Genomic DNA, 12,645 nt, shown 5'->3' with positions numbered 1-12,645 from the left:
AGTAAACACTGATTATCAGGACAACCGACCCAGTAACCATTCTCTGAATGCAACGACCGACTCAAATAGCGCATCCGGCTTCATAGCGACTAATGCGTCAGGTTCGGCAGTACTGGCCCAGGCCGCGGCCGCAATCGGCACGCCCGCCTGTCGGCAGGCGACAATGTCGCTCGGGGCGTCACCAACGTACAGGACCTCATCGGGCAACAGGCCCCAATCGGCGACGATCCGGTTGATGTTGCGCGTTTTGCTATTAATTTCCAGATCGCCGTAGCCAAACGCGCTGAAATACGGCGTTAACTGGTAAAACGTTAGCGAGAGCACGGCGCTACGCTCCCCTTTGCCCGTTACCAATGCCAGCCTGACATGTTTGGCTTGCAGTTCGGTCAGCAATGGCTGAATACCCGGAAACAGTTCGGGATAGTCGACGTGGTACTGCTCATAATGCGTCAGGTAGGCCGCAACGCCAGCGTCATACTGGTTCGGTATCAACGCCTTGATCGTGCCTTCCTCAGCGGGACCGAACGTCGCGATGATTTCTGCGTCGCTGACAGATCGGCCCAGGTGCGGTTCGATGGACGAGCGAAACGCCCGGATGCAGAGCGGCAGCGTATCGGCTAAGGTGCCATCGAAATCAAAGATAACGCCGTTGATCGTCATGCCGGTACGAGTGCTTCCGCCAGGCTTTCTTCATTCGCCCGGATCACCTGCTCAATCAACGCATCGGTCAACGCGACCGACACGAACAGGCTCTCAAACTGCGACGGAGCCAAATACACCCCCCGGTCCAGCATGGCGTGGAAATACCGCCCGAACAGGGGCAGGTCGCAGGATTTGGCCCCGGCGAAGTTGGTCACGGGCCGCTCGGTCATGAACAGGGTGAACATCGAACTAAGCTGATTGATTGTGTAGTTCAGGCCCAATTTCGTCAGGCTATCGCGAAAGCCAGTGTGCAGTTTCTCGCCAATCTCGTCTAAGCGCGTGTACACCTCAGGATGGTCGTTGAGGTGGTGGAGCATAGCCAGACCCGCCGACATGGCAATTGGGTTGCCCGACAGGGTTCCGGCCTGATAGACGGGCCCGGCGGGCGACACCACGTTCATGATGTCGGCCCGGCCTCCGTAAGCGCCGACGGGCATGCCGCCCCCGATGATTTTGCCCAGCGTGGTCAGGTCGGGCGTGATGCCGAAGCGTTCCTGCGCCCCGCCCTTCGCCAGCCGGAAACCCGTCATCACCTCGTCGAAAATCAGTATGGCTCCGTGTTTGGTGCACAGATCGCGCAGTCCGGCCAGAAAACCAGGTTCCGGCAATACGCAGCCCATGTTGCCCACCACCGGCTCCAGAATCAGAGCCGCAATCTGGTTAGCGTTATTGTCGAAGAGTTGCTCCACAGCCGCCAGATCGTTGTAAGGCGCGGTGAGCGTATCGGCAGCGGTGGCTTTGGTGACGCCGGGCGAGTCGGGAACGCCCATCGTCATGGCCCCGCTCCCGGCCGCAATCAGGAACGAGTCGCCGTGGCCGTGGTAGCACCCTTCAAATTTAATCATCTTGTCGCGGCCGGTGAAGCCCCGCGCCACCCGAATGGCCGCCATGGTCGCTTCGGTGCCGGAGTTAACCATCCGCACTTTCTCCACCGACGGCACCATGCTCACGATCAGTTCGGCCATTTCAACCTCTTTTCGGGTCGGTGCCCCGAACGAGAACGAGTGCTGAATGGCATCGCGCACGGCCTTCTCGACCGGCTCAAACGCGTGACCCAGAATCATTGGCCCCCACGAGTTAATCAGTTCGATGTACTGTCGGCCGTCCTCGTCGTAGACGTACGGCCCTTTGGCCGACTTAATAAAAACGGGGGTGCCCCCCACGGCCCGAAACGCCCGCACCGGCGAATTAACCCCACCGGGAATTAACGTCTTGGCTTTTTCGAAGAGTTGTTCGCTAGTTGTCATAAGTTAGTTGTACGTAGAGACCGCACAGGAGACGCAAAGTGTTGCCGGTCCGCCGGTGCGGTCTCTACTAATTAATCTTCACAAACCGCCCCCCATCGTATTTCACGATGGGAACGATCTGGTTGTCGTTCGTTTGTGAGTAATCGAAGCCCGACAGCACGTAATCGTCGTCCGTATCGGAGCCGGAGCGCAGGTTGGTTCTACTACGGAATGGTACGCCATTTCTGGCCATCTGCCGCCCAAAAAACAGCATCAGGTCGTAGCCTTCGTGGGCAAACACCGACGGAATGGTATTGCGTTTAGTCACGTACTCCTCCTGAAACGCGACGACCGGTTCGCGAGTGGTGTCGATGTAGTCGGGATACAGCAGGTACAAGTTCCGGCGGGTAAATGTTGACATCGAATTTCGGTAATAGTCAAAAGCCCCGGCGGTGGCAATCAGCGGACCGGACACGTGCCGACGGCTCAGCGCGTCGAGCATCCGGGGACCGTCGTCGTCGTTGCTGCTGGCGAAGAAAACGTGACTCACGGTAATGGCCGTCAGGGCCGTTGGGGGTGTGGTGGTACTAACGGGCCGGTTTGCCGTTGATGCACCGGAAAACCGCATGGCATCAGCCATGGCCTGGGCTGGGCCGCTTACCTTCTGAAAGTCGACAATCTGGTAATTCTGCCGCAGCAGTTCGGCCTGGTAGGCGGAAGCTACCAGTGAATCCTTGCGCGACGTACCGAAATAGATGGCCGCCCGACGCACGCCGACGCCACCAGCTATGGTTCGCGCCTGTTCAGCGGCTTTCTGGGCCTGCCGGTTTACCGACGGCTGCGCCAGAAACGACATGGGCTGATTAGTGACCAACTCGCTGCTGGTTGCAATGGGATTCACCAGCAGAATGTTATTCTGATTTGCGTAGGCCGACGCAATTCGGTTTGGCTCCACGTAAAGCGGGCCAATAATGAGGTCCGTCTGGGCAAAAGTAGGGCTGTTGACCAATTCCAGCGTTTTGTTGGCGTCGTTCTCTACGTCGTAAGCAAACAGGTTCACGGTAATCCCTTCTTCCTGTAATTTCGCTCTGGCCATTTTGATGCCGTCGTACAGATCATACACGTACTGGTTGGTACGCACCCGCTTGTCAGCGTCGAACTCGTCTAACCGAAACGGAAACATCACCGCCACGTTATAGTATCCCTTAGCCCGGTTCGGCCGCGTCACCACCGCTGTCGGGCGATTGACGGGCGTTCCGGTGGTCGTTGGCGGGGCGGGCGTTGGCGGACGGGTCGTTGCCCGGCCCGGTACGCCAAAGCGGTTGGTTAGCCGGTCCGACAGTTCCAGATCGTCTTTATCAGTGGCCATCCGCTGAATCAGGTCAATCAACGCCAAACCGACGATCCGGTCATCGGGAAACTCCCGGTTTAGCTGCTTCAGTTGGTTCAGGTCCGTAAGGCGACCAATGAAGTTCTGCTTTAGTTTAACAGCATCCGCCTGAATAACCGGGTCGCCAATGCGCTGCAGGGCCGTCAGTCCGTCCTCATACTGGCCGGTTTCCATGCAAACGGCCGCCAGCAGATAGTGCGCGTCGTCCATCTTTCGCCAGTCGGGAAAGCGGGTCATCAACTGCTTCAGCATCAGCCGCGACTGGCTATAGTTTTTCTGCCGGAAAACGGCCAGCGCGTAATAGTAATTTGCGTACGGGGCCAGCGGTCCGCCCCGCTGAATAAAGCCATTCAGGTCCGCCTTAGCCCGCTCGTAATCGCCGGTTTGCACCAGCCGAACGGCAGCTTTATATCGTTTTTGGGCATCCGGCGACACCTGCGCCGTAGCCGGTAGCCAACAAGCCACCAACAGCCAGCCAGCGAAAAGAAATCGGTACCAACTCAACGTTGCGTTCATACTTATTGAATTAATGGATAATGTAAAATGTGTAATGGATAGTGGCTGCCAACCCCATTATCCATTACACATTTTACATTATCCATTAACCTTTATTTCTTCTGTTTGGCTTTCCGGCTGGCTTCGTCGGCCTGTTTGCGGGCTTCATCGGCGGCCGCTAATTGTTTTTGCAGCATTGCCTGGAAACCACCGGGCTTCTTGCCCTGACCCGATGCGTTTTTGCGCCGGTTTTCGTCGAGCACGGCTTTGAGCTTGTCTTCGTCCACGAACCGGCGGATGATCTGCTGCTGCGCAATGGTCACCACGTTCGAGACGAAATAGTAAAACGTCAGGCCCGCCGGGTACGAATTCAGCACGAACATAAACATCAGCGGGAACACGTAACTCAGCGCTTTCATGTTCACCGGTCCGGGCTGGGTCGGCGTCGTCTGGTTGTTGTAATACGCAAACGCAATGGAGGAAGCCGTCATCAGCACGGTGAACAGGCTCAGGTGACTACCGACAAACGGGATGGCCGGAAAGGTGATGAAGGCGTCGTAGGTGGAGAGGTCACTGGCCCACAAAAAGGGCTTCTGCCGCAGTTCGATCAGGTTCGGAAACAGCATGAACAGAGCGAACAGAATCGGCATTGTCGCCAGCACGGGTATACAGCCGTTCAGCGGACTCACGCCCACCTCCTGGTAGATTTTCATTTGCTCGGACTGCTGCTTGGCCATGTCGTCGCCAACGCGCTCCTTCATCTCGTTCAGTTCCGGCTGCAGCACCCGCATCTTGGCCATACTCACGTAGGACTTGTAAGTTAACGGTGTTAGCACCAGCTTGACGAACACGACCAGCGCAATAATCAGCAGGCCATAGTTGCTGATGAACTTCTCCAGGAAGTTGAAAACCGGCACGAAAAAATACTTGTTGATCGGCTTCAGCACGGAGTAGCCTAAGTATACGTTCTGGTCAAACTCCGGCGCTACGTCGCCCAGCAACTGGAAATCGTTGGGTCCATAATAGAACTGGTAGCTGCCCTTTCCGGCTTTCACGTCGGCCATCGGCAGCATCACGTCGGCGAGGGCCGTTTTAACGACGCTCGAATCGGCGGGGTCCACGAGGGCTTTGAAACTGGCCCGTTGCAGCGGAGCGTTCTTCGCCACGAAACCCGACAAAAAGTACTTATGCTTGATGGTGAACCACTTCACCGGTTCCTCCAGCGTGGCTTCTTCACTGGCTTCGCTTTCCTTTAACTGGTCGAAGTTCTCGTCGGCGGTGAGGTAGTTGACCGTAGCCGCCCGCCGGTTGTTAGCTAAGTCGTTTTCGTACTGCCGCATCTTATCTTGCCACAAAAACCGGATATTGTCGTTGGTGACAAGGGTGTTCAGCCCGTTAAGTTTGAGATCGTAGCCCAGCACGTAGCCTTCGGCGGGTACGGCATAAACCTGCTCCACTGACTGCCCCGGCCCAACTTCCGCCCGAAAGACAATCCGTTGCGGCTGACCGCTGACCGCGCCGTTCTGCGCCGTTGTCTGGTAATACAGTTTGTGCAGATCGACCTTAGCCCGGCCCGTTGGCAGTTCCAGCGACGTCTGGCTGCTCGTCTCATCAATCAGCACTAAGGGTTTCTGGTCGTAGGTTTTGTACTTCTTCAGCACAACCTTTTTCACCCGCCCCCCCAACGTGCTGAACGTCACGGTCAATTCGTTGTTTTCGATGACGATGTCGCGGGCCTGCCCCGTGGCAACCGTGGCAAATTCGCCGTATGCTGCGGTGGCTGCCGCCGTGGATTCGGCCGAGTCGAGCGGCTGTACCGCCGTAGCCGAGCCGGGGCGGCTTACCAACGTACCAGTCCCGGAGGTTGCGGTCGGTTTAGTCGTCTGCGTAGTTTGGGCGGGTTCTTTCTCCGGCGCGGGCTTTGGCACCAGTAACTGGTAGCCAACCAGCATCGCCATGATCAAGACAATGCCAATAATTTGATTACGATCCATTTGGTAGGTTTGTGGTTTGTAGTTTGTGGTTTGTGGTTGGCTGACGCGTAAACACGGGCGCGTCAGCCAACCACAAACCACAAACTACAACCCGAATTTTGGGCAAAATTACGCCAATCCAGCCGCTTAACCAACCACCTCAGCGGTTTCTACATGGGCGGCACTTTCGCGTTTTTGCTGGTTATGACTAAGGGCAGCGTGCACAAACGCCACAAATAGGGGATGCGGGTTCATCACGGTGCTTTTGAGTTCAGGATGAAATTGCACCCCCACGAACCAGGGATGGCCGGCCAGTTCAACGATCTCGACTAAGCCCGTTTCGGGGTTGATACCCGTTGGCCGCAGCCCCGCCCGCTCAAAGGCGTCTAAGTAATCGTTATTGAATTCGTAGCGGTGGCGGTGGCGTTCGCTGATCTGCCCCTTCCCGTAAATCTGGTGCGCCTTCGAGTCGCGTTTGAGCTTACAGGCGTAGGCCCCCAGCCGCATGGTACCCCCCATGTCGGTCACGGCCTTCTGGGCCTCCATCATGCTGATAACCGGGTTGGGCGTGTGCGGCTCCATCTCGGTCGAGTGGGCGTCGTCAATGCCCATCACGTTACGGGCGTACTCGATTACGGCCATCTGCATTCCCAGGCAAATGCCCAGAAACGGGATGCCGTGCTCCCGGACGTAGCGCACGGCGTTAATTTTTCCCTCAATGCCGCGCTCGCCAAAACCCGGTGCGACTAAAACGCCGTCCAGCTTACGCAGGACATCGGCGCAGTGGTGCTCATCAACCAGCGTCTCAGACTGAATCCACTCAAGTTTCACTTTGCATTCGTTGCTGGCTCCGGCGTGAATAAACGACTCGGCAATGGATTTATAGGCGTCGCGCAACTCAACATACTTGCCCACTAAGCCAATGGTGACCGTATCGCCCGGATTCTTAAGCCGCCCCAGAAAGCTCTTCCAGGCGTCTAAGTCGGCATCTTTGTCGTTGTAAATGTCGAGCATGTAGAGCGCCCGCTGATCGAGCCGCTCTTTTTGCATCAGCAGCGGCACGTCGTAAATCGTTTCGGCGTCGATGGCTTCGATCACCGACGCCACCTGCACGTTGCAGAACTGCGCGATTTTCCGGCGGATGTCCTGCGGCAGCGGGTGCTCGGTGCGGCAGGCGATGATGTCGGGCTGCACGCCGTTTTCGAGCAGCATCCTGACCGAGTGCTGGGTAGGCTTGGTTTTCAACTCCCCCGCCGACTGCAGGTACGGGATCAGCGTCAGGTGAATAACGAGCGTATCCTTCTCGCCGAGTTCAAATTTCAACTGCCGCACGGCCTCCACAAACGGCAGCGATTCGATGTCGCCCACGCAGCCCCCGATTTCGGTGATCACAATGTCGTACTCGCCCGTATCGCCCAGCAGCCGGATGTTGCGTTTGATTTCGTCGGTGATGTGGGGCACCACCTGCACGGTTTTCCCCAGGAAATCGCCCCGTCGTTCGCGGGTGATGACGTTGTTGTAGATGCGCCCGGTGGTGATGTTGTTGGCCTGCGAGGTGGGGCGGTTCAGGAATCGCTCGTAGTGGCCGAGGTCGAGGTCGGTTTCGGCCCCGTCGTCGGTGACGTAGCATTCACCGTGCTCGTAGGGGTTGAGCGTACCGGGGTCGATGTTGATGTACGGGTCGAATTTCTGAATCGTTACCGTAAGTCCCCGTGCCTGGAGGAGTTTGGCTAATGAGGAGGCAATGATGCCCTTGCCGAGTGATGAGGTAACTCCGCCGGTGACGAAGATATATTTTGCTGATTTGGGTCCCGTAGCTGCCATGACTGAAACCTGTTTAGGTCGTTACGGGGAATAAAGGTACGCAAGTTTTGGGTGGAACGGGGTTGTGCAGGCCGGAAAAAGTTACGGCGGTACAGTATCCGGCTGGGGTTCAGTCGTTCGACGGGCTTAGCCGTGTACGATTCTGAACACGCGCGGCCCGCTTCACGGGCGTTGTACCGATATACCCGGTTAAAGTCGATAAAGCCCGCTTGCCGAACGGTAAGCCCATGCTATTTTTGTCTTTCTGCGGTAACTACCCAAGCCCCGTTGTTGCATGCCCACGTCTACCCTTCGTCTTTGTCTGGCGATTGCCCTGCTGTTGCTGCCTGGCCGGTTGCTGGCCACGCACCAGGTGGGCGGTCAACTGGAGATGCGGGCCGTGGGCGACCGGCCAGGCCATTACCGAATCATCGTTACCAACTATTTCGAGGCCGGTCCCCGCGCCGACCAGCAGGTTGGAGGGCAACTGGGCATTTTTCGCCTTCGCGACAACGTTCAGATGCGCACGTTCCAGGTTCGGGAAACCGGTCAGCGCCAGAACGTTATCTACGCCAATGAATTCTGCGCCGAACTGCGCAACCTGAAGTTCATTGTCGCCACCTTCGAGGCCGATCTGCAACTCGACCCGGCCACCTACGCCGATCCGCAGGGGTACTACATCTCCTACCAGACCCGCAACCGCAATGCCGGGATCGACAATATCGTCAACCCGGTTCAGACGGGGTTTACCTTTTACTTGGAATTTCCAGCCCTGCAAAAGGCCGGAATCAACGTACCGTATTCATCGCCCCGCTTCCCGCTCATCAACGGCGAATACGTTTGCATCGGCGAACCGTTTACGTTTCCCTTCGGCGGCACCGACCCCGACGGCGACGAACTTCGCTACTCGATGGTGACGCCCCTCAGCCCCAGAAATGCGGGGCAGAATCAGGCACCCTCGCCGGGACCGTATCCCGACGTAAGCTGGCGGTCGGGCTTCGGGGCCACCAGTGCCATTCCGGGTAGTCCGGCGCTGAACGTCGACGCCCAAACCGGGCAACTGTCGGTGACGGCTAATCAGTTGGGTTTGTTCGTCTTTGCCGTTAAGGTAGAGGAATTCCGGGCGGGGGTTAAAATCGGCGAGGTCCGGCGCGATTTCCAGTTTTTGGTGGTGGACTGCCCGCCCGCTACGACGCCCAACCCGGCCGTTCAGGTCATGAACCGGCCACTGGGCCTGCGAAACGTCTCGCTTTGTCAGGGCGATTCGGCCCGGATGCAGGCCACCTTCGATTCAACCTGGAATTACCAGTGGCGCCGGGATGGCATCAACCTGCCCAACGCAACCGGCTCATCCCTGACGGTGCGCGAAGCGGGCGACTACACTGTTCTGGTATCGCCCAAACGGGCGTGCAGCAAGGTCGGCAATTCGGAAACGATAACGGTTCGGGTCGTTGGGAAAGAAGCCAGTTTGCGGGAAACCGGGCACCTGTGCGCGGCCACTGGCTCAGTCGATCTGACAGTGACGAGCGACACCGGCGTTGTCTACCAATGGTACCGAAACGACCAGCTTCTGGCGGGCCGGGTTACCGATTCGGCCCGTATTGAGCAGGAAGGCCGCTACCGGGCCGTACTGACCTACACCACGCTGGGCTGTACCGTCCCGTCCAACACGCTGTCCATCAACCGGTCGGCGGCTGTGCGGCCAACCATTACGTCGGCAACGGGGCGGAACCGGCTTTGTCCGCAGGATTCGCTGGCCCTCGAAAGCAATGGTGGCATCCGGTACGTCTGGCAGCGGGACGGGCAGGTGCTTCCGGGAGCTGCCACCGCCCGCTACCGCGCCCGAACCACCGGAAATTATGTGGTGACGGCCATCGACAGCTTCGGTTGTCAGGGCGTTTCAACGCCATTTGTGGTCGTAGCGGTGCCGCCCGTAACGGTGCGCTTCGACTCGATACCGGGCGTATGCGGCCCCAACGTACCGGCTTACGCACTTCAGGGCAGTCCGGCCGGGGGCGAGTTTGCCGGGCCGGGCGTAATCGACGATACGTTTAGTCCCCAGCAGGCCGGGGTGGGCAATCATCCCCTCACCTACACCGTCAGGCCCGCGCCCGAATGCGCCGGGGTGATGGCCAGTCGCACGGCCGTGGTTGCGCCCATTCCGACCATTCAACTGCCCGACAGCCTCGTTACCTACCGGGGCAGTACCGTTCCGCTTACCCCCGTCTACAGCGGCAACCCGGTCACGTTTCAATGGTCGCCACCCACGTATTTGGATAATGCGTCGGCTGGTAGTCCATCGGCGGTGGGCCTTGTGGGTGATATTACCTATACGCTGGCGGTGGCCAATGCAACCGGCTGCATCGCCCGCGACACGATACATATGACGGTGTACGAGCAGGTCTGGGTACCCGACGCTTTCTCGCCCAACGGCGATGGCCTGAACGATGTGTGGGTATTATTGGGCATTGGGGCCTTTCCCGACGCCAGGGTGACAATTTTCAACCGCTGGGGCGAAGTTATTTACCGGTCGGACAAGGGCTATCGGGAACCCTTCGACGGAACAGCGGGCGGGACGAATTTACCCGCCGGTATGTACCCTTACACCCTGCACACCGTTCCCGAGCGGCCCATGCTGCGCGGCAGCGTCGTTATCGTGCGATAGCGAACCGGGCGTATGGTCGTCGCGATTCATTCTACGCGGCTGAATACGACACGATGCTCAGGTTCTCCTGCATTGCCACCATGAACGTATCTACCCCATCTGTAGCATTTCGCCCGTCGTCGGCCGCCAGCAGCAGATAATGGCCAACGGTGCCGAGCCAGGTCAGCGTGGCGGTCAGGTAGGTCAGGGCGACGCGGTGTTTGGTTCGGTCGGTGATGTCGGAGTCGAGCAGGGCAAACTGGTGTTCGGTGAACGCGACGGGCTGCCCCAGCGCATCGATCAAACCGGGAATCTGCCCGTTCAACTCACCGACGTATAACCCAACGGCGAAGCCAACCCGGATGGACAGCGTTGGGTCGGAGGAAGGGACGGCCGCGCGGACCTGCTGCCAGGCCGTAAACTGGTTATCAGCGTTGTAGCTCTGAATCTGCACCCGAAATTCGTGGTACGAATCGGCAAAGACGGCCTTCTCGAAGTCGGTGTGGACGGTATGGGAGTCAATTACCTGCCGGAAGGCGAGCCGGATACGGGCGGGAGTCATAGCGGACGGACTAATTCAGTGGGTATGCTTTCCAACGGGAGGTTTCGGCTCTTCGGATGCGCAAAGAAGTAGCCGCACGCCACCGAGGACGGATCATCGACATCGTCGGAACCACCATCGACCGCCCAATCCGCAACATTCAGCAACTGAAGCAGTTTGGCTTGTCCGGTCCGGTCGGGGCCGTCCAGCCCGGAGCCATCCAGCCCGGTGCACTCGCGTCCCCCAATGTCAACCCGGATTCCCTGGTGCAATCCCGTGAGCACTTCCTCGTTGCTCAGATCGTCGTCGTCGCAGTAGGCCCAGACAAATCGCCGGAGCCGGTAGTGCAGGTAATCGACCACGGCCGAGCGGTAGAGGTTGCGCAGATCAGCAGCTAACAGGGACCGGTACTCGTCCGCAACGAAGGGCCCAATCGGTTCCCCAATATCCTCACGCAGCCGAACGGCGTAGCCCCCCAAGTAATCCGACTCACCCACTTTCAGTGCAGCCGCTGGCTTAATAAAATCGGCCGCGCAGTATGTCGATGCATTTGGTAAGGGCAGGCGCGGAAACGACAACCGAACCGCCTGGCTACCCAATGCCGCATCACCCGGCCGAACCACAACCTGACCACCCTCGGCGCTGGCTTGCCAGATCCCAAACACAACCTCGGCCCGGAGTTTCCCCTGAGCCAGCCAACCGGTCAGCAGGATGTTGGCGTCATGGAATAAATTCCGGGCCGCGTCGCCCCAGTCGGCATCATCCAGCGCATCGGGGAACGGAACGGGTATGTCCCACGTCCGAAACAGCACAGCCCAATTCAGGTACGTCCTGACCCGGTCGGAATCCGACGCATCGAACGACGAAACACCCAGAAAATGGCTCGGAAACGGCTTAAAACCGGCCCAGTCGATGGCCGGTGGACCGGACGTGGCGGGCGATTCGGACGGAGCGGATGGTGCTGGAGTCATCAGGCCTTTACCTTCAGGGTGTGCGTCAGCGTGTAGCCGCCCGTCGCGCTGTTAGCCACGACCGTTGCCAGTTCGTTGTCCAGCGAATCTCGCAGGATGTTGTCGCCGGAGTTTTTCAGTGAATTCTGCCCGTGCGCTTTGTACAGGTCGGTATTGTAAACCGCCGTGTTGATGGCTTCGGGAAAGGCAATCTGCGAGGTCAGTTTCAGCGTGTTGTCCAGGTAAACCTGCACGTGCAGGTGCGTGGCGCGGCCCTGGTACCAGCCGGGGTAGATGCCCGTAAATTTCACCTGTCCGGCCGCATCGGCGTACTGTAGCCCCCGCAGAAACGTCTTAGTCGTGTTGTTCTGCGTACCGAAGTAGCCCGAATTGCTGTAACCCGAGTAGTAGCCGTCCTTGTCGCAATACCAGATGTCGACGCGGGCGTTGGGCAGCACCGCGCAACTGTTGTTGACGTTTTGCACCGTAATGGTCATGTCGAGTTGCAGGCCGGTTTTACCTTCCCGAATATCGACCCGTTGCAGGGCCGATCCACGGGCATTGTAAAGTGGATACGGTCCGTCGGTCTCCGTATCGGTTACCACACAACTGCCACTCGTCGTACTGGTCGTCGTAGTGCTGCCCGGTGTCGTCGTGCCGCCGGTGGTCGTTGACGGCGTAATATCGGTGTCGTCGGACGAGCAGGCCTGCATGACCACCGGCGTCAGGACGGTGCCCGCTATGGCTCTGCGGAGAAAATCTAATCGGGAAATGGGTTTGCTGGTCGCCATGATAAATAAAATAGGACAGGTTCTTTCTTGTGTTCTCTGTCTATAATACGCGGCATAGGGGCAATTCGTTGCGGGGGTACGGGGGTGTGTAGAGCAAACGCGCAGATGTGTCGACAACCGAACGCACGTC

General features: G+C 58.4%; 9 protein-coding genes. 1 reads left to right on the top strand and 8 read right to left on the bottom strand.

All coding sequences use genetic code 11. The features are described from left to right. Nucleotides 1-15 precede the first annotated feature (15 nt). From ACYVHB_RS03885 to ACYVHB_RS03865, 5 genes are all read right to left on the bottom strand, one after another. Complete coding sequence (locus ACYVHB_RS03885; RefSeq protein WP_461049768.1) at nt 16-660, bottom strand: HAD family hydrolase; 645 nt, start codon at nt 658-660, stop codon at nt 16-18. Next, a complete protein-coding gene (gene hemL, locus ACYVHB_RS03880; protein WP_461049766.1) occupies nt 657-1,949 on the bottom strand; it encodes a glutamate-1-semialdehyde 2,1-aminomutase in 1,293 nt (430 codons plus the stop codon). The genes ACYVHB_RS03885 and hemL overlap by 4 nt, the downstream gene beginning before the upstream one ends. A gap of 67 nt (nt 1,950-2,016) precedes the next feature. Then, the gene (gene bamD / locus ACYVHB_RS03875) at nt 2,017-3,834 is read right to left on the bottom strand and encodes an outer membrane protein assembly factor BamD (RefSeq protein WP_461049764.1); all 1,818 of its coding nucleotides are present in this window, start codon (nt 3,832-3,834) and stop codon (nt 2,017-2,019) included. Nucleotides 3,835-3,926: 92 nt separating this feature from the next. Next, nucleotides 3,927-5,807 carry a membrane protein insertase YidC gene (gene yidC, locus ACYVHB_RS03870; RefSeq protein ID WP_461049763.1) on the bottom strand — a complete coding sequence of 627 codons (1,881 nt, stop codon included), beginning with the start codon at nt 5,805-5,807 and terminating at the stop codon, nt 3,927-3,929. Between the two features lie 126 nt (nt 5,808-5,933). Next, nucleotides 5,934-7,610 (bottom strand): CTP synthase, encoded by a 1,677-nt coding sequence (locus tag ACYVHB_RS03865; protein ID WP_461049761.1) that lies wholly within the window; start codon nt 7,608-7,610, stop codon nt 5,934-5,936. 274 nt (nt 7,611-7,884) lie between these two features. On the opposite strand from ACYVHB_RS03865, the gene ACYVHB_RS03860 reads away from it, so the two are divergent. Then, a complete protein-coding gene (locus tag ACYVHB_RS03860; protein WP_461049759.1) occupies nt 7,885-10,254 on the top strand; it encodes a gliding motility-associated C-terminal domain-containing protein in 2,370 nt (789 codons plus the stop codon). Nucleotides 10,255-10,285: 31 nt separating this feature from the next. On the opposite strand, the gene ACYVHB_RS03855 is transcribed toward ACYVHB_RS03860, so the two are convergent. From ACYVHB_RS03855 to ACYVHB_RS03845, 3 genes are read right to left on the bottom strand one after another with little or no spacing between them, the layout of a single operon-like run. Continuing rightward, nucleotides 10,286-10,795 carry a hypothetical protein gene (locus ACYVHB_RS03855; protein WP_461049758.1) on the bottom strand — a complete coding sequence of 170 codons (510 nt, stop codon included), beginning with the start codon at nt 10,793-10,795 and terminating at the stop codon, nt 10,286-10,288. After that, nucleotides 10,792-11,745: a vitamin B12 dependent-methionine synthase activation domain-containing protein gene (locus ACYVHB_RS03850; protein WP_461049756.1), complete on the bottom strand. Its 954-nt coding sequence runs from the start codon at nt 11,743-11,745 to the stop codon at nt 10,792-10,794. The genes ACYVHB_RS03855 and ACYVHB_RS03850 overlap by 4 nt, the downstream gene beginning before the upstream one ends. Continuing rightward, the gene (locus ACYVHB_RS03845) at nt 11,745-12,515 is read right to left on the bottom strand and encodes a dioxygenase family protein (RefSeq protein WP_461049755.1); all 771 of its coding nucleotides are present in this window, start codon (nt 12,513-12,515) and stop codon (nt 11,745-11,747) included. The genes ACYVHB_RS03850 and ACYVHB_RS03845 overlap by 1 nt, the downstream gene beginning before the upstream one ends. Nucleotides 12,516-12,645: the final 130 nt, after the last annotated feature.

It is taken from the genome of Spirosoma arcticum (genome assembly GCF_054779955.1).
This window is presented reverse-complemented; position numbering and strand designations above follow the sequence as displayed.